This is a genomic window from Vibrio sp. McD22-P3, assembly GCF_021568915.1.
Taxonomy (GTDB): domain Bacteria; phylum Pseudomonadota; class Gammaproteobacteria; order Enterobacterales; family Vibrionaceae; genus Vibrio; species Vibrio mediterranei.
This window is the reverse complement of record NZ_JAKGTN010000013.1, coordinates 102,800-127,399: the sequence shown is the minus strand read 5'-3', so window position 1 is coordinate 127,399 and position 24,600 is coordinate 102,800. Positions and strand designations below refer to the sequence as shown.

The following is a 24,600-nucleotide window of genomic DNA, read 5'->3' as shown; positions in this document are numbered from 1 at the left end:
CCCTACCGTCACACTAAATCAATTCTATACCGCGCAACGTTCATTGGAAAAAGCTAAGAACTCATCGGCGGCTCTTCAACCAACAGTTTAATACCGAGAATGATCAGTACTGCACCGGTCGTACCTTCCATCCAACGAACAAAATTTCCATTGTTAAGAAGTGATTTAGCGGAATTAAGCATGCCCGATAGTCCACACTGCCACACCATAGCGATGACAAAGTGAATCGCGGCCATTAACAATGATTGCAAAAATGGCGAGTACTCTGGGTTAATAAACTGAGGTAAAAACGCTAAGTAGAATACGGCCGTTTTTGGGTTCAACACATTAGACAAGAATCCTTCTCTTAGTGAACGCGATGCTGCTACGGTATTCACCTCTCCTTTCTCTAGTACTATGGCCTGATTTGATTTTAACGCTCGTAAACTTGAGATACCCAACCAAATTAGATAAGCAGCCCCCAACGTCTTTACAAACGCAAACAATTCCGCTGACTGCGTAAGTATCACCGATATACCCAGAGCTGAGAATGTTGCGTGAACAAATAGCCCCAAGCAGATGCCAAAACTGGTTATTGCACCATCATTGAAGCCGCCTCTAGAGGTGTTACGAATCACCAGCGCCGTATCTAGTCCCGGCGTTAGTGTAAGAATAGTAATAGCAATAAGGAAGGCTTCAAGGTTAAGAATATGCATAACGTCCACTGTCATCTTTCTAAAACATCAGAGTTCGAATTCTGAGGTAACTCCGATTAAAAATCCATGGTTAATTTGGATTTCCTCTCCAGATTTTATCGGCTACTTTCCGTAACTCCTTGTTAGTGTTAAGTTAGGACAATCGTTCACGCAAAAGGTCATAAGACATGGAAAACTACAACAAACTGGTTGAACACTATAAAACAATTTCTAATTTCAGCCATTTATCCGCTATATGTGGTTGGGATGCAGCGGCAATGATGCCATCTGGAGGTAACCAAGCCCGCTCAGAAGCGATGGCTCAACTGTCACTTCATATCCATCAACTATCGACCGCGCCGCAGCTAGCAGAATGGTTCGAACAAGCTCAGAGTGATGAACTCGACCCTTCACAACGAGCCAGCTTAGGGGAAATGAAACGACAATGGCAGCTTACCACTGTCGTTCCAGAAGAATTAGTGAAAGCAAAGTCTCTTGCTGGATCCAAGTGCGAGCACGCTTGGCGTACACAGCGTGGTGACAATGATTGGGATGGCTTTTGTAAAAACTTCGAAGAGGTAGTGAAACTATCGCAAGAAGAGGCCCAAATTAGAGCGGAACAATCAGGCTTAACTCCTTATGATGCGATGCTGGATATCTATGAACCGGGGGTAAACTCACAGCAACTCGATTCAATCTTTGGTGACTTGGTATCTTGGTTGCCAGAATTAACTCAACAGGTCATTGAAAAGCAAAAAACAGAGTCGGTTTATACCACTGAAGAGTCATACAGTACCAAAGATCAAAATGCGCTTGGATTGGAAGTGATGAAACTTCTTCAGTTCGACTTTGACCATGGTCGTCTGGATATCAGTTCGCATCCTTTCTGTGGTGGTGTGCCTCAAGATGTCAGGATCACAACACGCTACGATGAATCTGACTTTGTTCAATCTTTAATGGGAATTGTCCACGAAACCGGTCATGCTCGTTATGAGCAAGGCTTACCAAAACAGTGGGCAGGACTACCAGTTGGCCAAGCACGTTCAATGGGTATTCATGAATCTCAATCTTTGTTCTTCGAAATGCAATTAGGCAGAAGTCAACCTTTTATCGCCAACTTAGCGCCACTGGCTCAAAAACACTTCTCAACTAATGACGCGAAAGTATTCGAAGCAAACAATCTACAGAAAATCTATACCCGAGTGCAACCAGGGTATATTCGCGTTGATGCGGATGAGCTTACTTACCCTGCCCATGTCATTCTTCGTTATGAGATCGAACGAGATTTGATGAATGGTAAGATCTCCTATAAGGATATTCCTGAACTGTGGAATCTGAAGATGCAGCAGTACCTCGGTCTTTCCACACAAGGTAACTTTAAAGACGGTTGCATGCAGGACATTCACTGGACAGATGGTGCCTTTGGTTATTTCCCTTCTTACACTTTAGGGGCAATGTATGCAGCGCAGTTTATGGCGGCGATGAGAAAAGAGGTGGATGTGGACAACGCAATCTCTTCATTAGAATTGGCTCCGATCTTTGATTGGTTAAGTGACAATATTTGGAGTCAGGCAAGTACGCTTGCTACTGGAGAGTTGGTTAAAGAAGCGACTGGCTCAGAACTTAACGCTCAATTCTTTAGAACACATTTAGAAAAACGTTACTTATAGTTTCGGTCATGACTCGCGAAGTTAGACGACTTGGCGAGTCAACACTTTCCAGTCTGTGGCGCAAAGTGATAAGTAATTCAACGGTAACCGTTTTAACATTGCCTATTAATAGTTAGTCAATAAAGGCAATAGAAATGAAACTGTCCACACTATCGGTATTATTAATTCCGAGCTTGTTCATCGCTACAAGTGTGCAAGCGAACTCCTCAGAAGGTCCTAAGCTAATTTACTCCGCACACATTGATAAAACGTGTGGTGTACAAGTTGACAGCGAGGCGACCGGCACCTTAGGTTTTGGAAACCAAGTTCCTGAAGATGGTGCAACGTTTAAAGTTATTTCTAATCATAACGAAAATCATATGAACCCAAAGCTCCAAGTCACTCACTTCGAGGCTGACGATGACAAAATTACAGCACAAAATACTACGTTGGAAATTGATGGGACTGCACACAAAGTAGAAGACTTACAGAACGCTCCTGTCGAAGTTCAAGTCGGTGAGAACACAGCTCACGGTTACACAAGTGTTGGAGAATTTGAGTTTGAGGAAAATGGAGATAAAACGGCAACGGTAACCTATACCATTACCTGTACGCATGACATTGTGAAGGCTCAAGGTTAAATATCGACACAACATATAATGATTCGGGGGAGACCTATTCTATCCCCCGCCATTACTTCTGCTGAAAATTATCTTTTTGAGTCGTATTCAATCACTGAAATAACCGCGCCACATGGATCCTCTATCACCGCTATCTTACCGACACGCTCAATAGTCGTCACTGGAACCAATACTAAACCGCCGACTAATTCTGTTTAGTTCACAATAACTTCAACTTCGTCAACGGTTACGTAGGTGCGCCAATGTGCTCGAATATCCTTATCATCGACAGTAAGTATGCCAGCAAAAGGTTCCGTAGCGTTATCACTTGTAACCAGTGCGTAGCGACTACCATTTCGACCCGCTACCTCTTTTAACTTCCAACCAAGCATTGATTCATAGAACCGGCATGCTTGTTCAAAATCCGGGGTTATCAACTCTGACCAACTAAATAATCCATGGTCTTCAAACGGTTTATCCACTTACATACCTTCCACTTTTGACAGCCATTTCTCTCTCTTTACTAGGCAAATATCCATGATTAAACGAGCAATTTCCTCTGAACTTTGGTCTGGGTTTTGCTCATGCAGTGCTCTCCAAGCGACGTCGATAGCGCAGTTAATAACATCGCACGCTTCACCTACAACACCATCACTTCCACCTTTTTCAGTAGGAGTGATGCCATCTTTAATCTGTAGTTCTACTGATAGCTCGCCGACTTCTTCTACAAGTTTTTGTAAAAAGAACGGATAGGTTCTGTGTGGTTTTTCGGTGCCAAGTTCCTCGGATACCTTAACGAGTTGTTCAAACATTCAATTTTCCCCTATTCAATCGCCTTAGCACCTTAAAGATGGGAGTATTCTTAGTCGTTTTTAACATCATTGAAAAAGCGACCAATTGAGTCGCTTTTATCAGAACCATGATGGTAGTTTTATCGGATTTATTGATTATTAATTGCGGGCTGCACGCTTTGTGTAATATCTTCAAATTCAAACTTTCCATCATCTAACGCTTTCTTAATCTCGCTTTTTGCAGAAAAATCTAACGCAGCAAGATCCACTTTCTTAATTCGGCTGTCGTTCATCGTTTTGTAGTAGAGAACGCCATTGGTTTGGTCAACCACTGAAGTCCACTGAGTCGCGCTTGGTAGATCTGGGATATGCTCTCGATATTGCGGGCCAAACTCAGAGCCAATTGGAATATCGAAGTTATTCAATATATGAAAGGCTTGAGAAACTGCCTGTGCCGAGGTTTTGAGTTCAGGTGCAGTGGTGACATAAAATGCCGCTCGTACGAACCTAGAAGGCGGCGTAATGTCTCCAGGTAAGCCTAAGAACCCTGAACCGATACCGAATGATTTTGCCTCGACCTTTCCAAACTGCCGAGGAGCACTGGTTCCAGGTTGTAAGTGTAGGTAGTTGTTTAAGTTGGTCACCTGCCAAGGAAACGTTGGAGAGTTAGTCAGAACGCCTACTTCATTTTCGTAAATATGCACCTCTCCTTGGTTCATAATTTCAATCACAACACTTCGACCTGTTTTGTCCGTTACACGCCAATGCCCTGTTGGTGAAGGCTGTTCTTTAGCATCTAGATATACTGGCACGATATCTATAGATTTCATCGCGGTTATTACTTCATCGACAGTTTTAAATTGCGACAACATCCAACGTACAAAATCCATATCGGTAATGCTTTTCTGTCTTGCTTGCTCGTTGTACGGTTTTAGCGAACCGTACCCTTTGAAATAGAATAGTCCGGCACTCAACCCAGCCTCATTAACCCCTTCCCCAATAAACCGGTCATCACTTACTGATATACCAACAAAACCTAGACGACTACCCCAACTGAATCCTTGTTTATGATCGGGCATAATCGACGTGAACTGGTGCTTTCTCGGAGAGATGATCAGTTTACTATTTAGATTACTCTCACCCCATTCAATAGTGCGAGCTTGTATGAAGTCGTTTCCGACCGTAGAAAGAGAAATGCCAGTACAAGCACTAGCAGGTACGATAACGCTAGCTGAAAGCACTATCGCAATTAACGTTTTTCTGAACATTTCAAACAACCTAAAAGTAAGGCTACACATTGTAGTGCTATGAGTGTAGACCTAGTTCTCTTAGTTGAAAATGGAAATTGCAATACGATGAAAAGAATTATCTTTTCAGTTACTTAATTGATATTTTAATCCACCAAAAGACTCTCTATTCGTACAATTTTAGATCACCAGGTACGAAAAAGGCGACCCAAGGTCGCCTTTTTACACACTTACACAGTTTTAGAAGATGTGAAGTGTAGCATTGATGGTAAAGCTATCTAGATCTTTGTCATCAAATTTGGTTTTAACGCCGTTAAAACGTTGCCAACTCGCACCAACAGAAAGCATATCAGTCACGAAGTACTCTGCACCTACACCGTACATAAAGTCTGTACCGCTGTCGCTGCCACTTAGACCATCTTTATAATCAGCGTTGTAGTAGTGTAAACCACCTTTAGCGTAAAGCTGTACTGGACCAATATCGATACTTGGTTTAAGTGCTGCGTACCAAGAACCTAGTTCTGCGTAACCTTTCTTGCCCTCGCTAGTACCGTCGAAGTTACCGTGTTTCCAGTAACCACCTTCAATACCGATGATAGGCAGAATACCAGTACCAACGTGGAAACCCATTGGGGTATCGCTGTTACCATTGTAGTCTGCACGACCAGCAGAAACACCACCATACAACCACGCATCAGCAAACGCTGACGTCGACGCACCAACAAGCGCAAGCGCTAAAAGTGTCTTTTTCATTTGTAACCTTCTTGTTTAATAAAATGCGGCGAGTCCAATGAAAGCCACCGCGGAGCTTTATATATCACACACTATATCGTAGGAGAATCCTTCTAGTTTTAATTTTCGGTAAAACTTTCTGAATTCTCATACGCTTAGAAGTTATATCTATCACATTTTTGCATAGAATCTATTTAGTTGGACACTTAGCAAGCGTCTATCGCATTCAATACGCGTTTATCGGACACTGGGTATGGCGTACCGAGCTGCTGAGCAAAATAACTCACGCGTAGCTCTTCTAGCATCCAGCGAATCTCTTTAACATTTTCTGGTATTTTCATGCCTTTTGGAATCTTGTTAAGTAACTCTTTGTAGTCTTGAGTGACGGATTCCACTTTTAGCATGTGCATGCGATCTCGATTTGGGTCAATCGGTAACTTCTCCATACGTTTCTCAATTGCTTTCAAGTAACGCAGAATATCCGGCAGTCGTTTCCAGCCACATTCGGTTGCGAAGCCTTTGAAAATCAATCCTTCGATTTGCGCTTTTATATCCGATAATGCGAATGCCATAGTCAAGTCTACGCGACCTTTTAGCTTTTTATTAATGTTGAACGCAGTCGTCAGGATTGTTTCCACTTGCTGTGCAATGTCTACAACTGTATCGCCCAACTCTCCACGCACATACTCTTTAAGTTGCTCAAATTTGTCTGCATCCCAAACTAAGCCACCTTGACCTTCGATAAGCTTATCGATACCGCACGCTATACAGTCATCAATTAAGTCTAACACTTTGCCATAAGGGTTGAAATAGAGACCCAGCTTAGATTTGTTCGGAAGATTGGTGTGCAGATATTTAATTGGAGACGGCACATTCAGTAGCAGCAAACGACGTTGCCCTTCTTTCATGACCTGCTCTTGTTCGACTTCCGTTTCAAACAACTTAATTTCAACGCTGTCTTTATTGTCCACCAGAGCAGGATAAGCTTTCACATCAAATCCACCGCGCTTTTGCGAATAGACTTTTGGCAGTTCACCAAAGCTCCAGGTATGCAAACCTTGCTGCTCAATGTCATCATCAGCAACTTTAGACAAAGTTTGTTGCACTTTGTCTTTCAGGCTCTCTTTTAACTCATAGAGATTGCGATTCTCTTTAAGCTTTCTATTGCGATGATCCACAGCACGGAAAGTAATTTTCAGGTGATCAGGAAGTTGTTCTAGATTCCAGTCGTCCCTTAATACTTCCACACCGGTCATGCGGCGAAGTTCTTTTTCCAATGCATCTAAAAGCGGTACTTCCATCGGTGTGACACGAGCCAAGAATGCGTCTGCGTAGTTTGGCGCTGGAACAAAGTTCTTACGTAGTGTCTTTGGCAATGCTTTGATTAAGCTCACCACCAGTTCGTGTCGCAACCCTGGAATTTGCCAATCGAACCCTTCACTATCAATTTGGTTAAGGATAGGTAATGGGATATGCACTGTTACACCGTCACTATCTTCTCCAGGTTCAAACTGATAACTTAGCTTGAGTTTAAATCCACCTTGATGCCAGAAATTAGGATAATCAAGATCGGTGACATGACTAGCGTCGCCCTTAAACAGCATCTCTTTTTCAAAATTAAGAAGCTCTTTGTTCTTCTGGCTTGCTTTCTTCCACCACGTATCAAAATGGCGCCCAGAAACAACTTCCGTACCTACACGTTGATCGTAGAAATCAAACAGCTCATCGTCGTCAACCAGAATATCCCGACGACGCGACTTGTGCTCAAGCTCTTCTACTTCTTGTAGTAGCTTTCTGTTTTGTTTGAAAAATGCGTGCTTGGTTTCCCAATCCCCTTCAACTAAGGCACTGCGCACAAACAGTTCGCGACTTAAAACTGGGTCAATCGCACCATAGTTAACCAATCGCTTCGGAACAATTGGTACTCCGTACAACATCACTTTTTCGTGTGCCATTACGGCTGCGCGTTTCTTAGACCAATGGGGTTCACTGTAGCTACGTTTGATTAGGTGTTTTGCTAGAGGCTCAATCCACTCTGGTTGAATTTTGGCGATAATACGTCCCCAGAGCTTAGAGGTTTCCACCAGCTCTGCCGACATAATCCACTTAGGTTGCTTCTTAAACAGACCTGAAGCCGGGAAGATATGGAATCGTGCGTTTCGAGCCCCTTGGTACTCATTTTTCTCTTGGTCTTTCACACCAATATGAGACAACAAGCCAACCAGTAAGGCAGTATGGACCGATTGGTAACTGCCTGGTTCTTGGTTGAGCTTTTCATCCATCTCACGCATGGCTTGATGTATTTGGAAGTAAACATCTTGCCACTCACGTACACGTAAGTAATTTAAATAGTCTTGCTTGCATTGCTTGCGGAATTGGTTTCCAGACAACGCTTTTTGTTGTTTTTGAATGTAATCCCATAGGTTTACAAACGTCAGGAAATCAGACTCTTTATCGAAAAAGCGCTTGTGTTTGTCGTCAGACGATTGCTGCTTGTCACTAGGACGTTCTCTTGGGTCTTGAATAGACAATGCAGAAGCGATAACCATGACTTCTTTTAAACATCCAAGTCTTGGTGCTTCTATCACCATTCGAGCCAAACGAGGGTCGATTGGCAGGCGAGCCAACTTACGACCAATTGGAGTTAAACGTTTCTTAGGATCTTTTGCTTTATCATTGATAGCACCTAACTCTTCAAGCAGACGTACACCGTCTTGGATATTGCGTTTATCAGGTGCTTCAACAAATGGGAAAGCTTCGATATCGCCCAACCCCAAAGCCGTCATTTGCAGAATGACCGACGCTAGGTTGGTTCTAAGAATTTCAGGATCAGTGAATTCTGGGCGTGATTCGAAATCTTCTTCCGAATACAGACGAATACAGATCCCCTCTTCTACACGGCCGCATCGACCTTTACGCTGGTTTGCACTTGCCTGAGAAACTGGCTCAATAGGAAGACGCTGAACCTTTGTGCGATAACTGTATCGACTAATGCGAGCGGTACCTGGATCAATGACGTACTTAATTCCCGGAACAGTCAGAGATGTTTCAGCAACGTTAGTGGCGAGTACAATTCGTCGACCTGCATGTGGTTGGAAGATCTTATTCTGTTCGCCAGCGGATAATCGAGCGTACAATGGAACAATCTCAGTATCACGAAGGTTACGTTTTGCTAATGCATCCGCCGTATCACGAATCTCACGCTCACCGTTCATGAAAATCAGAATGTCACCAAGACCTTCATCACACAGTTCATCTACCGCTTCGAAAATGCCTTCTAGCTGATCTCTATCGCCATCATCGTCCCCAGACAGAGGGCGATAGCGAGTTTCAACTGGGTATGTTCGTCCCGAAACCTCAATAATCGGCGCGTCATTGAAATGTTTTGAGAAACGCTCTGGATCGATGGTCGCTGAAGTGATGATGATTTTTAAATCAGGGCGTTTCGGGAGTAACTCACGTAAGTACCCCAGAATAAAGTCGATATTCAAACTACGCTCATGCGCTTCATCAATAATGATGGTGTCATATTGATTAAGAAAACGATCGTGTTGAATTTCAGCCAGTAAGATACCGTCAGTCATCAACTTCACTTGAGTATTCTCAGAAATCTGATCGTTAAATCGGACTTTATACCCAACGAACTCGCCGAGTGACGTCTCCATCTCTTCGGCAATACGATTTGCCACTGAGCGCGCAGCAAGTCGTCTAGGCTGTGTATGACCAATTAAGCCAAATTGTCCTCGACCTAATTCTGAGCAAATTTTTGGTAGCTGAGTCGTCTTACCTGAACCTGTTTCACCCGCCACAATAACCACTTGATTGTTCTCAATGGCTTCGGCAATTTCATCTTTCTTCTGACTAACCGGCAGCTGCTCTGGGTAGTTGATGGTGGGTTTTGTAGCTGCGCGCTGTTGAGCAACCATCATCGATCGCGCAATATCGATAGCAATCTCGTCGAATACTGCAGATTGAGCTTCTGGTTTTTTAATTCTTGTTGCGCCTGCGATACGCTTACTCAAACGAAAGCGGTCGCGAATCATACAGTCTTTTAATGCTTTTTTAAGTGACTCTGGATTATTCGCTCGCACTTGCGACTGTTGATTGGAATTTTGAGAGGAAGTCAAAACGTTCCCTACTTAACTTTTTACTATTAAAAACTGGCCGGATTGTAGCACAGGTAGGAAATTCGCGTTAAGCGAGAAGGATACAAAAAAGCTCCGCAATGCGGAGCTTTCTGATTAGAAGTGGTATTGAAGATAGAAGGTGCTGTAGTTACTACCACCTTTGATTCGACCAAACTGGGACGAAGCTTCGAATATCGCACTGCGGTGATGCAGAGCATAACCCAACCATAACTCTTCAAGCTCTGGTTTACCGATAATAGAGCCTATGCTGATATCATAAGAAATATCAATGTAGTTCATAAGGTGACTCGCACGCTTCTCTTTTTTATCCATCTCTTGTTGTTCGATATAGGTAATGTTGTCGATATATGACAGGCCGTTACCCACACCTAAACGCATCTTCACTGGCCAGTTAAATGTGTAATATGCTTTGATAAGCGTGATAAATTCTGTACCAGAGCCTTGAACCTCAGAACTCCAGTGGTGAGCAATACCCGGACTCAAATAGATATCCAACGGCATACCAAACAACTCATCCGTTAATGGATGGCCATAAAATACTGATGTTACTTGGTTATTATACGGATCGCGCTTACCATTAAAGGTCAGGATATCACCCATGTCCGATGGTGACGCATAACCATGAGCTACACGCACATAAGGTTTAGCTCCGATATCACGACGTACTTGCTTCGCTTTTGATGTTGATTTTTTCTTCTCGTTGAAGAAACCAACACCGAAATACACTTCGCCTTCAAAACGTTCTTTAATCACTGATGAATGATACGCTTGGTTATCTAGCATGCGAATATTAGTCGCACCTACAAGGTATAGGTTTGATACGACGTGGTATTTAGCATCAACGCCCATCGCATAGTCCATACCGCCACTTAGGCTATCTGTAGTGCCTCGGTATGTACCATAGTATTCGGTGTTAAAGTCAGCATCTTTATAACGTAGTGTAACGTTAGGACGTAATTCAAGGTCACCATAATCAAGCATACCTTGAAGTCTAAAGTTTGCATGATAACGGTTATGTCCGTCTGTCATTAGCTCAGTGTCGAAGTGCCAAGCGTCATCAAAGTTGTAACGCATTTGCAAACCATAATCCGCAGTGTCTCCCCCAACGGCATTTTGCTCGTCTGCTGGTATGTCGATAAAACGCATACGCGCAATGGCGTTAAGCTCTAACTCTTTGTCATCCGTTTTATAGAGGTGGGCGCCTGCCATAGTACCGTCTAGAAAGACATAGTCATTCTTAAAGAACATCATCGGAATAAAGGTACTAACGGAGGTATCACTTCCTTTGGTATCAAAAGGAATGTTCGCTGTACGCCACACTGCTGCAATGCCCCAATCCGCTTCTTGCGCTGACTCTTCTGCCAATACCACTGGTGCTGTACAAAGTGATGCTGCGGTCGCGAGCGCGAGATTTCTCTTTATCATGTCTTGCAGTTTCTCCAACTGGAATATGTTTACAATTAATAAGCTAAGGAGCACGTAATCACTATTTTGACTGATAGCCAAAATTCACACGCCATTTATCAAATAACCTAACAACAGCTACCTCAGTGAAGTAGAGTTGTATATTATGGGGTTAACGCATATTTTTATGTCACCACACTGTTATTTGCCTTATGGCTCAATAAATAACCAACAGTGATGGGTGTCATAGTTTCCACTATTTAGACGAATCGTGAAAGTAGAAAAGTTAAAAAAAATTCTCCAATCTTTGCCAAACGATCAACATATTGATGTCGTCACAGGTGAGACATGGCTTCCAGAACGACTTTTGAGTGCCAAAGTCGATAATGACTTGTTATTCTTAGAGTTCGACAACGCTCCTGACGAAGCGGAAGATACATTTGAAGGTCGAGGATTTGTTGAGCATGAAATAGAGCTAGTTCGTGAGCGATTAGCTCAGATGATCGACCAAAGCAACAATAAAGAGCATCTTTTGGATGCTTTGACTGCTTTTTTCCTAATCGGTCATGAAACGAGTAGCTCAGAGTTTGTCGAATTGCTTGAGCAAATGAATGAAGCTACGACACCATCAGAGCACCCAGCACTGGAACATTCCTAGAAAGTAAGTAGAAAGAACGCCTCATGAAAAAGCTCAATCCTGTGTTGGCAGGACCAATATTACGTCGCACTAACCCTCAGCATATCACCCTATGGTTGGCGACCTCATTGTGTCCTTCAAACCTTCAACTTGCGATCAATAACGATGATGTGATTTCCTACAGTGATTTTGATTCTGAGCAGGTCTACAAAATAAGCAACAAGCTATGGATCATTCAGTTCCACACTAATCTTTTAACGTCTCAGACTGGCCGCCTAGGTTATAACGTGGTTTGGCGAGAATCCAAGAGCAGCGTTCTTAATGACAACATGTTCTATTCATCGTCATCTTGGATAGACATCATATTGTCAGATAAGTCTGATCATATTCTTCACGGTTCATGTAGAAACCCACATCATCATAGTGAAGACAGCCTGCTTCAAGTTGATTCATTGCTCGATCAGTTAGCGACTCCTACAAAAGACAATGATCGACCAGACCTTCTGTTACTCACTGGCGACCAAATATACGCTGATCATGTTGCCGGCCCCATGTTGGTGGCTATCCATAAAGTCATCAAATTACTTGAGTTACCTAGTGAGTCATTTATTGGTGCGCCTGTTGGAGATGCAGATGAACTCTATCGTTGTACCAACGCTCTCTATTCTAGAGACAAAATACTCCCCCAATACCAAGATGAGACTCATCGTCTAAAGCGTCTGATTAATAAAGGTGACACACCTATTTTCAGCTCTAGAGAGTGCGAAAATCATCTGATTAGCTTCTCAGAATTTCTGGCGATGTACATACTTAATTGGTCTCCTGAACTCTGGGATGCCATTCAGTTTGACCAACTGCGTCCCAACGATAATTCTGAGAACCAACCTTTACTAGAAAAAGACCAACCTCTTTGGAGCAAGGAAAAAGCAGAGCTCGATAAATTTGTCGCTGGATTACCTGAGGTCAGGCGAGTCATGGCACATGTCCCAAGTTATATGATTTTTGACGATCACGACGTAACTGACGATTGGAACCTAACTGTTGGCTGGGAAAAAGCAGCTTACGAGAACGCGTTTTCTAAGCGAATAATAGGTAACGCTCTATTGTCCTATCTACTGTGCCAAGCTTGGGGTAATACGCCAGTTCAGATGAAGAATGACTGGCGAAACAGTTTGGTTGGGCTGTTCTCTTATGCCAACGCAAACAAAATCATCGCGCAAGACCAACACGATGACTTAATTACGCAATTGCTGCGATACGAGAAGTGGCACTTTAGTCTTGATTCATCACCTAAAGTAGTGGTTCTTGATACTCGCACACGACGCTGGCGTTCCGAATCCAATCTAAATAAGCCATCTGGTCTAATGGACTGGGAAGCGATGGTTGAATTTCAACAAGAGCTCATCGGTCTAGACTCTGTTGTTGTTGTCTCTCCCGCACCTATGTTTGGTGTGAAATTTATAGAAACACTACAAAGTATGGCGACAAAAATGGGTAATCCACTAATTATTGATGCTGAAAACTGGATGGCTCATCCTGGAAGCGCCAATACTTTACTGTCTATTTTTACCCATACTAAGACACCTAAGAACTTTGTCATTTTGTCGGGTGACGTACACTACTCCTTCGTCTACGACGTCAAACTTCGTTATAAGCAGACGGACTCGCACATTTACCAAATAACCTGTAGTGGAATAAAGAATGAGTTTCCGGAACCACTGCTTACGATTTGTGACACTCTCGATAAATGGCTTTACTCTCCACGTTCACCGCTCAACTTATTTACTAAGCGTAAGCGTTTGAAGATCTTCAAACGTAAGCCCGAACCAAGTCATCATAATCGCCTGGTCAATAAAAGTGGTATCGGAAAGGTACGATTGGATAATGAAGGCAAACCTATCGAGATATCGGTCCTTCATGGAGATGGCACAAAAACCACATTCCCTGAAACTAATTCCGAAAGCTAAACTCTAATTACTTGTGATCTGGCTCAACAATCACTATGTATTATAAATAAGCAATAAAATCAGGTAACGCCATGTTTAATTCCATTACTTCCATGTTTAAACAACTTATTGAAGGCGATGACTTATCTAACAATAAGTCAATTAGCCCTAACCTTGCTATGGCTGCACTGCTTTGCGAAGTGTCTAATGCCGATCATCAAGTGGAAGAGCAAGAAGAAAAAGCCAAGCTATCTTTAATTGAACGACTGTTAGGACTTGACGAATCAGAGTCGAAAACGCTATTGGTTCAAGCACAAGAACAGACAAAGAACTCAGCATCTTTGTACGACTTTACCTCTAGCTTAAGAGAGTTAAGTCAGGAGAAGCGCTTTGATTTAATCAAAGCCATGTGGGAAGTCGCCAACGCAGACGGAGTTATCGACCCACTAGAAGATGCAGTGATTCGCAAAGTAGCAGAGCTCCTCTATGTTGATCACAGTGAGTTTATTCGAGCTAAGATTCAAGTTACTGATCAGTAATCCCACACGCTATGAGCACAAAAAAGCCGAGCAGAAAAACTCTGCTCGGCTTTTATCATTCTTAGTCAGCAAGTTACAGCATGGTCAATGCCAATTTAGCGAGGTTGTATGCATCAACATAACCCGAGTGCTGTCTGCCTTCCCACTCTATTCCTTGGCTTTCTTGTGCCGCTTTGTGACCAATACGCTTATCTTTAAGTCGATGCTGCATGCGATATAAGGTCGCTAAATTAACAAACTCTTTGAATGGCATTTCGATGCCTTTCGATTGACATTCTTCGAGTAAGATAATGTCGTCTCGGCCCCATGAAGCATAAATTTTGTTAGGCCCACCAAAATTTTTAACCATCGACTGAATCACAGACGCTAGTGGACGCCCCTGCTTTTCTACTTTACGTGGTGTTATACCTGTAAGCTCTGTACAAAATAACGACACCTTGTCAGTTTCAGGCTTAACGTAATATTGTGCTCGCTTCACTACTTCTTGTTTAACTAAATCTATTTCTGCTAGCCCTACTTCAATTATCTCGCCAGTCGTGCCAACACCGTCGACATTCCAACAACACATTTCAAGATCAAAACAAACGACACGATTATAATTCATAGGGATTTTAAGATTAGTTAAACGAACCGTCGGATTGTAACGTATCAAACGTCAAACCTCGACAGTTCTCCATTCAATCGCTAAAAAATCAAGCAACCATTGCTCTGTTCCTGCCTTTATCTTTGCTTCTATACAATAAATCATCGGCACGGTTCATGAGTTTCTCCAAGGACTCTCCTCTAAATACGGACGCACCTATACTCAGTGTACAAACAAAGTTTGGATCGATGGTGTCCCATTTCATAAAGGAAATATCTTCACACACTTCGTTTAGATAAATGTTGAGTAACTCTTCGTCAACACAACGACTTATCACAGCAAACTCATCGCCGCCGAGCCTGAACAGCATATCATCGGGATACAGTTGCGCTTTTATATACGCAGCAACTTGCATCAAGATTTCATCACCAGAAACGTGACCATATTTATCGTTAATTTGCTTAAACTTATCAATATCAATAATGACTAAAGAAAATGGCTTATTGCATGAAATATGGTAATCCGCTAACCGATTGAATGCGCGTCGATTGTACACTTCCGTTAAAGGGTCTCGCTCTACTAAGTATTGCAAGTCACGTGTTCTGCGACTGACCAACTTGGTCAATCTTCGTTGTTCACGCAGCATTAACTGAACCACGTAAGCCAATAGAATCGAAATGATAAAACCGCCTGAAGCAACACATAGGAGAATAAAACTGTCATTCTGAGAAATTTCTGAATCGTGTTTAAACTGAATGTTCCACTGTCGATCATAAAGATCCACAATGATGCTCTTTATATCCCCAGACAACGTTTGCCACGCTGAATTCTCATACATAATGGGGTCATCTTCGGCATCAAACCCTAAATCTACAACTTGAATACCCACTTCTTTACCGATGGAGGTTCGAGAAACAATCTGCTCGAAATATGCGGTTGTCCGAACAACTCCAATAACCACTCCACGTAATGAGTTATCACCGACCTCGAATACTGGGTGATAAACTAGCATCCCTTGTTTAGGTAACGAACGATCAAACCCGTCCTGTAATAGGCGAATCTTATCTGACAAACTCGGCTCTCCGGTTTCCAGTGTGCTGCGAATCACTCGTCTAACACGCTCTCGGGAAGAGTAGTACCCCAATGCACGTAAGTTGGCTTCATTAACAGGATAGACATCACTTGCCACATAAATAGGTTCATCATTTTCAAGGATATAACCATCTTGGCGAGGTTCGTCTTTAGGTACCGTATATATTTGATAACTTGGAAAGTGTTGCTTGACTCGCTCTACGTGCGACTCAATCTGCTCAGGGTACACCTTCTTCATCCATTGCATAGCTATCAAACTTTTTGAATCTGCTAGCAATGGAGCGACAAAAGTGGAGAAATTATCCCACGTTGGTGGTTGAGTTGCGTGATAGAAACTAGCTCCTGCGCCAATAAAAGCAACGTCCAACATGACAAGTTCTTTTATATTCTCTGCTTGGTTTTGAGCTAAGAACTCAAAATTAGAATCGGAAAGTTGTTTTTGTCCTTTATATACAAGATGTGTAATGAAAATCGTTAATACCAATCCGAGAATTAGTACTAACACGGAGTACCGCTTGACACCACGGTCCTCTTTGCTTAAGCCTGTAACCATATATATTGTCCTAACTGGTTATAGTTTTATTAGTGTTACCAGTTTTTATATTTGTATTAAATATTATTAGCCATGTGATATAAGTACCGAAAATACAATACCTTACCTTTTACTGTTAAATCTTACACAGCTCTGACATGGACAAAAGTTACAGTGTTAAAAAAAACAGCGAAGATCACCTAAATTTGTAAAATCGTCATTATCTGCTGAATTCTTCGCCAAAAAACTCACTTTGTAATGACATTATTGCGAAACCATCGCGCTATGAGCCTTGATTATGCTAGACTTCGCCCCAAAATTAACAACTAATGACTGACACATAGAGAAACTCCTATGAACATCGATCTAAATGTTATCCCAACTACTTTCGACATGTTGCACGCTGGCCTAGCGGCTTCTAGCGTTTTGTTGCTTGCCATCGCGGTGTCACGCAAAAGCAAAGTCGTTGAAAAAGTGGTCGAAAAACCAGTAGAGAAGATCGTCGAGGTTGAAAAGCCAGTAGAAAAAATCGTTGAAGTTGAGAAAGTCGTGGAAAAAGTTGTAGAAGTAGAATCTAAACTTGCGACTGCTTCTACCGATTCTGCGATGCAACTTCTGTCTTTGATGCAGCAAGAAGCTCGCATGGTCGATTTCCTGCAAGAAGACCTAACTTCATTCTCCGATGAAGAAGTGGGTGCAGCAGCTCGTGTTGTCCATTCTGGCGGTAAAAAAGTGATCACCGAGTACTTTGCTTTGTCTCCAATTCGCAGTGAAGACGAAGAAACTCGCGTAACAATCGAAGAAGGCTTTGATTCGCAATCTGTTCGCCTAACTGGCAACGTAACAGGTAATGCACCATTCTCAGGCACACTAATTCATAAAGGTTGGAAAGCCGACAAAGTAACTCTGCCTAAGTTGTCTGAGAACTACAACGCATCTGTCATCGCACCAGCAGAGGTAGAGCTATAATGGAGCTATCAACGCACGAACAGAATCAGCCATCTGCTCATTACAGTGTCGGTATCGACTTAGGTACAACGCACTGTGTTATGTCGTTTCTTGATACGACAGATGAGTCCGCGCAAGTAGAAGTAGCTTCTATTCCACAGCTTACAGCGCCCGGTACTGTAGAATCTTTCAAACAACTAGGTTCATTTCTATATCAACCTCATGAGCACGAGATGGGACAAGGCTCCCGCACTCTGCCATGGACAAGTGAGCCAAAGGCTCTGGTTGGTGCCGTTGCTCGAAACCTTGGTTCAAAAACACCTATTCGTCTCGTAGCGAGTGCTAAATCTTGGCTGTGTCACGGCGGTGTGAACCGACGTGAGAGCTTTCTTCCACAAGGCAGTCCAGAAGTCACCAAAGTGTCTCCTCTTCGTGCGACTGAGCTGTATCTAGAACACTTGAAAGATGCATGGAATCACATGCACCCAGAGCATAAGCTCGAAGACCAAGACGTAACCATTACCGTTCCTGCTTCTTTTGATCCTGCTGCGCGCGATCTTACTGCAGAAGCTGCTCGTAACGTTGGATTAGCTCACCTAACCCTACTTGAAGAGCCTCAAGCGGCATTGTATAGCTGGATTGACAACAGCGACGATAAGTGGCGTGACGAAGTCAATGTTGGCGATGTTGTTTTAGTGGTCGATGTCGGTGGCGGTACCACAGACTTATCTTTGGTCGCAGTGACGGAACAAGATGGCAACCTGAACCTTGAACGTGTTGCCGTTGGTGAGCATATTCTGCTCGGTGGCGACAATATGGATCTTGCTTTAGCTTATCGCCTAAAGATGAAGCTAGCGCAAGATGGTAAAGAATTGCAACCATGGCAAGTTCAAGCAATGACTCATGCTTGCCGTGACGCTAAAGAAGCCTTACTAAATGACTCTGAGCTGCAAGCAGTGCCGATTGTTGTCCCTAGTCGTGGCTCTAAGTTACTAGGCGCAACGCTGAAAACTGAACTGACCCAGCAGGAAGTTCAACAAACTCTTGTAGACGGCTTCTTCCCACAAGTGGGCATTCAAGACCATCCGGTTCAACGTGCTCGCGGTGCATTAACGCAAATGGGCCTTCCTTACGCACAAGATGCGGCGATTACTCGCCATATTGCTGCATTCTTGAGCCGCCAAAGCAATGCAACAGATAACGCCTTTGCAGGTATTCCTGGCATGCAACCAGCACCTGAGTTCGTAAAGCCGACAGCCCTGCTCTTTAACGGCGGTGTACTTAAATCGAAACTACTCTCTGATCGTTTGTTCAACACCATTAACGCGTGGCTTGAGACTGCGGGCTCAGACAAGGCAAAAATGCTTTCTGGCCTAGACTTAGATCTTGCCGTTGCAAGTGGTGCAGCTTATTACGGTAGCGTTCGACGTGGTCAAGGTGTTCGAATTCGCGGCGGTATTGCCTCGAGTTATTACATCGGCATTGAAAGTGCGATGCCTGCGATTCCGGGAATGGCTCCTCCAATGGAAGCCCTTTGTGTTGCACCGTTCGGTATGGAAGAAGGCAGTAGTGTTCAAGTCCCAAGTCAAGAATTTGGACTTGTCATTGGTCAACCTGTTCATTTCCAATTCTTCGGTTCAACTACCCGCCGTGATGATGAGGCAGGAGTTCATCTTGACTTTTGGCAACCAGAAGAGCTTGAAGAACTGCCAGAAATTCAAGTTACCTTGCCAGTATCAGAAGGCCGCAGCGTTGGCGAAGTGGTTCCTGTGACACTATCATCGCGCGTTACTGAACTTGGCACTCTATATCTGGAAGCCATCGCTTCGGATAATGGCCAAAAATGGCACGTTGAATTTGACGTCCGCGAAGACGCATAACAATAATTAAATGACAAAACGGCACATTATGTGCCGTTTTTTATCGCTAATCCCAGTCTTTATTAAGACCTAACTGGAGCATGTCATGGCATCCTCACAATATCTGGTCGGTATCGATTTAGGTACAACCAATACGGTTGTCGCATTCTGTGAAATTCAAGACGACCTCTCTAACTCTCCGGTCGAATTGTTTGAAATCGACCAACTCGTTGGCCCGGGCGAAGTAGTGCGTAAACCACTACTACCCTCTTTCCGTTATCATCCAGCAGCTCAGCAAGTGTCCGAAGCGGACCTCACTCTCCCATGGGAAAATCAATCGGTCGATGGTGATCTGAAAAATATCATCATTGGTGAATGGGCGAGAGAGTTGGGTGCAAAAGTTGAAGGCCGACAGGTCTCAAGTGCTAAGAGTTGGCTATCGCACACTGCAGTTGATCGTGAAGACGACATTCTACCGTGGGCCGGCGCGCATGATGTCGAAAAAGTGTCGCCAGTCATCGCCAGCGCAAGCTATCTCAACCATATTCGTCAGGCATGGAACCACCGCCATCACTACAACAAACTTGAAGATCAAGATGTAGTCATTACGGTTCCAGCTTCCTTTGATGAAACCGCAAGGAAGCTCACCCTACAAGCCGCAAAATTGGCAGGACTACCAAAAGTCCACCTGTTAGAAGAGCCACAAGCCGTTTGTTATGACTGGTATGCGAGACACAAAGATACCGCAGCACAAGAGTTGGCCCAAGTACCGCTTATTCTGGTATGTGATGTTGGCGGTGGTACTACTGACTTAAGTTTGATTGAAGCTAAACACGACAATGACGAACTAACACTGAATCGAATCGGTGTCGGCGAACACCTTATGCTAGGTGGTGATAACCTTGATCTGGCTCTTGCACATATGGCTGAGCAGCGCTTTAACGAGGCTAAAAAGCTTAACGCGGCTAGTCTTACCAAGCTGATTCAACAAACTCGCAAGGCGAAAGAGGCGTTGCTGTCTGAAAATGCTCCAAATGAAATGAAAATCACCATGTTGGGCAGTGGTTCTCGTTTAATCGGTGGCACCAAAAGCATCGCTCTTACCAAACAAGAAGTGCATCAAATAGCTTTAGAAGGCTTCTTTCCGACCACGACGTTTGGTGAGCTACCTGACAAGAAACGAAGCGCTGTCGTTGAATTTGGACTGCCTTACGTCTCCGACCCTGCGGTAAGTAAGCATGTCTCCGAGTTCTTGCATTTGCACCAAGAGGTTGCGAAAGACGCCTTAGGCGATCAAAGTGACCCAGCGATTCCTGTTGGCCTGCTACTCAACGGTGGTGTTTTCAACAGCGACTTGGTCACACGTCGCGTGGTCGATATCGTTGAGAATTGGAAAGGTTCTGCTGTTTCTTTACTTTCTAACCCTCATCCAGATTGGTCTGTTGCACTTGGTGCTGTCGCTTTTGCAAAAGCACGTCGTGGTGCACAACTTAAAATTGGTGGCGGTAGTGCCCGTTCCTACTTCCTGCACTTACAAGAAAAGAACAAACTTGGCCAAGCCTTATGTTTGTTGTCCAAAGGGACAGATGAAGGGCAAGAAATTCGTTTAACTGGTCGTCGGTTTGCGCTGACTCTGGGTGAGCCTGTTCGATTTAACCTTCTTACTTCAACTCATGATTACTTTGGCGATCATCAAAAAGTACAGAACGGTTTAATGGTTCAAATTGATCCCGATCAGTTCGCACCGCTGCCTCCATACATCAATACGTTACAGGGTAATGATTCTCAGCTTGCTGCCAATCAAAAAGAACGAGTTGAAGTTCAGCTCGCTTGCCAATTAACCGAGGTTGGTACGCTTAAGATTGAATGTGTAAGCACTGAGGATGATGCTCAGCGATGGGCGCTTGAATTTGAAGTTCGAAATCAGCAGGCACAAGAAGAAACGGTCACCGCTCATCCTGGGCTGGAGCCAAGCAAAGATTTGATTTCTCGTTTGTATAGTGGCAACAAAAACAGCGCTGACAGCAAAGAAATCAAGCTGCTCTCCAAAACACTTGAGAAAAACCTTGGTAAGAAAGATGACTGGGATTTCTATACCTTACGTTCTCTAGTTGACAGTTTTTCACTGGGTCGCAAACGTCGTCGTCGTTCTGAACAACACGAAAAGAATTGGCTTCGATTAACAGGCTTTTGTATGCGCCCTGGTTTTGGTGATGCGACTGACTCATGGCGTATGGAGCAAATCTGGGGGTTGTACCAACAAGGTATTCAGTTCCAGAATGCACAAGGTTGGAGTGATTGGTGGACTTTTTGGCGTCGTGTTTCAGGTGGTCTAAATGAAGAACAACAGGAAGTAATATTAGGTGGAATCGCTAAATACTTACACCCTGGTGCGATGAAAAATACAAAAACATTCCAAGGAGCGAAGGACAAAGGCTATGAGGCCATGGTTCGTTTATCGGCAAGCTTAGAGAACTTGTACGTTGATGACAAAGTTCTGTTAGCTACTTGGTATCTCAGCAAAGCCCTCAACCAGTCTCAGTTCGAACAAGCACACTGGTGGGCATTAGGCAGACTTGCTTCTCGTACACCACTCTACGGCAGCCAACATAACGTGATATCGCGGGAACAGATTGAACAATGGCTACCAAAACTTCTTAATCAAGACTGGCTAAAAGAACCAATGATAGGCTTTGCCTGTGTCCTTATGTGCCGTAAAACCGGCGACCGCTCTCTAGATATTTCTGATGACTATCGGGCACAGGTGCTAGATAAGCTGAAAATGTCGAAAGCACCTTCTAGTTGGCATGAGTTGGTTTCCGAGGTCAAAACACTGTCGGAATCTGATTCTAAAAAGTTATTTGGTGATGCCCTACCGGTTGGCCTGCGACTTATCAATCAATAAAGCAGCGACACAGTTTGCTATGGTTTGGAACACTTTGGCACAAATAGGTAAGTAATATCGGCTATTCCAAGCTAATTTTCGTTAAGGCGTATACATTGCGCCTTAACGATGATTATCACTCCTCATAATAGCGGAAACCTAGTAATGAAAAATCGAGTCATTGAGTATCAGCCATTGGGCATCGGTGCTTGGGTAAGAATTGAAGTCACAGTTGAAGTCGCCGATGTTCTTGCTAAAGAATATACAGGTTACGGATGGCCAGTCAGAGTGTATAGCTACATCTACGATGGAAATTAAAAAAAGAGCTCATATGAGCTCTTTTTTTAGATAGCGACTCGTAACCTTAGGCCGATAATCCAAGTACTATCTTTATCAGAAAACGCAGGGTTCTTTATATACTGTAAGTCTGGTGTGACTTGAATATAGTCATTCATAGCCCAGTTATAATATAGCTCTGAGGTAATTTGATTGTCTAAACCACTCCCAAACGCTTCATTGACTTCACTCCAGTTTACGGCGAAACCCAAATTACTCGTTGCATTACCCAAACCAAAGTAGCCGATACCTGCGCTGATAGAAGTATCATACAAGGCTACATCTCCGCTTGAGAACCCTCCTCGAATAAATGGCATCAACTGCGCTGTCGCAAAATAGCTCGCTGAAAAGTTGATACCACGGCCGTTTTGATCGCTATAGGTTGTACTACCATCTGGCAAGGTAATTGTTGACAAGTTATGCCTTGTACCACCATCAATATTCCATGCTGTGACATGTACGTTATCGGTATAAATTTGCTCTTGAGAAGCGGTCCAACCAAACTCTAACGTTGTAAAAAGTTTACTGTCGTCAAAGAAAGAATTAAATGGGTCACTAGAGTCACCGTTAGCATCGGCTACCCCACCAATCAGATAAAAATTGTCAGTCAACATATGACCTACGGCTAATCCAAGTACACCATCATCAGGCAAGCCAATTGCGCCTCCTCCTGTGCTAAAGGCCAGGTTAGTAAATCCCGTCCAAGGGCTCGCAAGAGCATAAGTATCGACGTAATCGGTGGTATCTAGATACCCAAGCATGAGCGACGTTCTACCCTGGTTTAACTTTTGTTTCCAATACAAGTTAGTGAGACGACTGCCTTGGTCAGAATACGCAGGCCCTATCATACCGACATAGCCGACACCATCAGGTAGACTGGGAGTAACATTGCCGATAAACGAAAACTCTTTAGGTGAAAGGTCGGTGTACTTATGTCTGTGCTCTACTTTCCATACCAGTCCACCAACATTACCTGAATCTAGGCCAACTAAGTTCCAACTCCCGTAGAAACGAAACACACCAGCGGCGGCGTTATTTTCGCCTCCTGTCACAGTGTCCGAAGCACGAAGCCCCAATGATTGATAATCTAAGCCAAATGTAAGATTTTGATTTTGCTCTAACGATTCTCTCCAGTTCAATTTTGGGTTTGGCTTTGTCTTGAGAGTGTTATCGACTGAGTCCGGGCTCCCAAAATCGGCACCAATGGCTATTTTGGGGACGACCGACGCAAAGATCGCAGCTAAAGCAACACTTGATAGAAGGGTTTTAGTCATCATGCGTCTCACTATAACGTTTCTGATTGGTAATAATCTTCAATGTTAGTGGCTTCCATACTGTAGCCCATTGTCACTGAGGTATTACCATCAACAAGAAAAACATCCTCTGTCTGTTTATCACTGGTGAAAATACCCTCAACCCACACTGGATATTGAACATTTTTAATTTCAAATCCTTCTGGGTAGCGTATTCGCACTATTTGATTTGCTGGCGGCGGTGGCAAATGGATACATGCACCCGCAACTGGCACCAACAGAAAGTCAGTACTTTTCTCTCCTGTCATTTCTAGCGGCACGATAAAGCCAGCCATTCGAATATTTCGTTTATCAAAGCGATCCGTCGTGGTCTCCGATAGAGCTTGCATCTGAGCCATATAAGTCGCTCTTTTCTCGAGTAAATCACGAGCATCGACACCTTCACTACCCAACTCAACAATGAGTTGATTAGCAAGTTTTTGATTCGCTTTGTTGGGCACAGAGTCTAATAACAAAATCGTTTGTAAAGATTCTCTCTGAGCTTCGGTTATATCCGGTAAGACTACAATTTCTTCTTTCATTTGAGGTTTCAAATCCGTCCAATCTAAGACCGAGATTTGACTCGCAGACACGGAAAACGAAAATAGAACAACAATCAGGCTAGAACACCAATTCAACATGTACATTACTCTTGTTAAGAGGGCTCAGTTTCTGAGCCCCATTGAA

Annotated in this window: 20 protein-coding genes; 9 read left to right on the top strand and 11 right to left on the bottom strand. The window is 43.5% G+C overall.

Annotated elements, in window-relative coordinates; genetic code table 11:
• Positions 1-53: 53 nt before the first annotated feature.
• Positions 54-695 (bottom strand): LysE family translocator, encoded by a 642-nt coding sequence (locus tag L2W36_RS16425; RefSeq protein WP_236110644.1) that lies wholly within the window; start codon positions 693-695, stop codon positions 54-56.
• A 167-nt stretch (positions 696-862) separates the two neighbouring features.
• Here L2W36_RS16425 and L2W36_RS16420 point away from each other — a divergent pair, with 167 nt between their 5' ends.
• A complete protein-coding gene (locus tag L2W36_RS16420; RefSeq protein ID WP_236110643.1) occupies positions 863-2,344 on the top strand; it encodes a carboxypeptidase M32 in 1,482 nt (493 codons plus the stop codon).
• 134 nt (positions 2,345-2,478) lie between these two features.
• Positions 2,479-2,964 carry a hypothetical protein gene (locus tag L2W36_RS16415; protein WP_006071439.1) on the top strand — a complete coding sequence of 162 codons (486 nt, stop codon included), beginning with the start codon at positions 2,479-2,481 and terminating at the stop codon, positions 2,962-2,964.
• 194 nt (positions 2,965-3,158) lie between these two features.
• On the opposite strand, the gene L2W36_RS16410 is transcribed toward L2W36_RS16415, so the two are convergent.
• From L2W36_RS16410 to L2W36_RS16385, 6 genes are all read right to left on the bottom strand, one after another.
• Entirely contained in the window at positions 3,159-3,425 is a 267-nt protein-coding gene (locus tag L2W36_RS16410) for a VOC family protein (RefSeq protein ID WP_236110642.1), read from the bottom strand.
• Positions 3,426-3,755, bottom strand: coding sequence for a hypothetical protein (locus L2W36_RS16405; RefSeq protein WP_006071437.1), 330 nt, complete (start codon positions 3,753-3,755; stop codon positions 3,426-3,428).
• Between the two features lie 128 nt (positions 3,756-3,883).
• Entirely contained in the window at positions 3,884-5,002 is a 1,119-nt protein-coding gene (locus tag L2W36_RS16400) for a linear amide C-N hydrolase (RefSeq protein WP_236110641.1), read from the bottom strand.
• A gap of 219 nt (positions 5,003-5,221) precedes the next feature.
• On the bottom strand, positions 5,222-5,734 hold the full coding sequence (locus L2W36_RS16395; RefSeq protein WP_006071435.1) for a porin family protein: 513 nt from the start codon (positions 5,732-5,734) through the stop codon (positions 5,222-5,224).
• A gap of 185 nt (positions 5,735-5,919) precedes the next feature.
• A complete protein-coding gene (gene hrpA, locus L2W36_RS16390) occupies positions 5,920-9,840 on the bottom strand; it encodes an ATP-dependent RNA helicase HrpA (protein WP_268980760.1) in 3,921 nt (1,306 codons plus the stop codon).
• Between the two features lie 114 nt (positions 9,841-9,954).
• Positions 9,955-11,286, bottom strand: a complete 1,332-nt coding sequence (locus tag L2W36_RS16385) for a MipA/OmpV family protein (protein WP_236110639.1) — start codon at positions 11,284-11,286, stop codon at positions 9,955-9,957.
• Positions 11,287-11,536: 250 nt separating this feature from the next.
• On the opposite strand from L2W36_RS16385, the gene L2W36_RS16380 reads away from it, so the two are divergent.
• The 3 genes from L2W36_RS16380 (at position 11,537) to L2W36_RS16370 (ending at position 14,387) form a co-directional block, all read left to right on the top strand.
• Positions 11,537-11,923 (top strand): hypothetical protein, encoded by a 387-nt coding sequence (locus L2W36_RS16380; RefSeq protein WP_031494491.1) that lies wholly within the window; start codon positions 11,537-11,539, stop codon positions 11,921-11,923.
• A 23-nt stretch (positions 11,924-11,946) separates the two neighbouring features.
• Entirely contained in the window at positions 11,947-13,869 is a 1,923-nt protein-coding gene (locus L2W36_RS16375; protein ID WP_236110637.1) for an alkaline phosphatase D family protein, read from the top strand.
• A gap of 71 nt (positions 13,870-13,940) precedes the next feature.
• Positions 13,941-14,387 (top strand): tellurite resistance TerB family protein, encoded by a 447-nt coding sequence (locus L2W36_RS16370; protein WP_062460505.1) that lies wholly within the window; start codon positions 13,941-13,943, stop codon positions 14,385-14,387.
• Positions 14,388-14,460: 73 nt separating this feature from the next.
• Here the strand turns inward: L2W36_RS16370 and L2W36_RS16365 are convergent, their stop codons facing one another.
• Together L2W36_RS16365 and L2W36_RS16360 are read right to left on the bottom strand one after the other, a co-directional pair.
• Entirely contained in the window at positions 14,461-14,991 is a 531-nt protein-coding gene (locus tag L2W36_RS16365) for a 3'-5' exonuclease (RefSeq protein ID WP_107306887.1), read from the bottom strand.
• Between the two features lie 88 nt (positions 14,992-15,079).
• A complete protein-coding gene (locus tag L2W36_RS16360) occupies positions 15,080-16,615 on the bottom strand; it encodes a sensor domain-containing diguanylate cyclase (protein WP_107306888.1) in 1,536 nt (511 codons plus the stop codon).
• Between the two features lie 333 nt (positions 16,616-16,948).
• Here L2W36_RS16360 and L2W36_RS16355 point away from each other — a divergent pair, with 333 nt between their 5' ends.
• The 4 genes from L2W36_RS16355 (at position 16,949) to L2W36_RS16340 (ending at position 22,603) form a co-directional block, all read left to right on the top strand.
• Complete coding sequence (locus tag L2W36_RS16355; protein WP_236110635.1) at positions 16,949-17,563, top strand: DUF2760 domain-containing protein; 615 nt, start codon at positions 16,949-16,951, stop codon at positions 17,561-17,563.
• Positions 17,563-19,422: an Hsp70 family protein gene (locus L2W36_RS16350; RefSeq protein WP_236110634.1), complete on the top strand. Its 1,860-nt coding sequence runs from the start codon at positions 17,563-17,565 to the stop codon at positions 19,420-19,422. Before L2W36_RS16355 ends, L2W36_RS16350 begins: the two co-directional genes overlap by 1 nt.
• Before the next feature lie 85 nt (positions 19,423-19,507).
• Positions 19,508-22,306: an Hsp70 family protein gene (locus tag L2W36_RS16345; RefSeq protein ID WP_107306890.1), complete on the top strand. Its 2,799-nt coding sequence runs from the start codon at positions 19,508-19,510 to the stop codon at positions 22,304-22,306.
• Between the two features lie 144 nt (positions 22,307-22,450).
• Entirely contained in the window at positions 22,451-22,603 is a 153-nt protein-coding gene (locus L2W36_RS16340; protein ID WP_006071423.1) for a hypothetical protein, read from the top strand.
• A gap of 26 nt (positions 22,604-22,629) precedes the next feature.
• On the opposite strand, the gene L2W36_RS16335 is transcribed toward L2W36_RS16340, so the two are convergent.
• A complete protein-coding gene (locus L2W36_RS16335) occupies positions 22,630-23,895 on the bottom strand; it encodes a carbohydrate porin (RefSeq protein ID WP_096443648.1) in 1,266 nt (421 codons plus the stop codon).
• A gap of 11 nt (positions 23,896-23,906) precedes the next feature.
• Positions 23,907-24,554 (bottom strand): DUF3299 domain-containing protein, encoded by a 648-nt coding sequence (locus L2W36_RS16330; RefSeq protein WP_062460523.1) that lies wholly within the window; start codon positions 24,552-24,554, stop codon positions 23,907-23,909.
• Between the last annotated feature and the right edge of the window lie 46 nt (positions 24,555-24,600).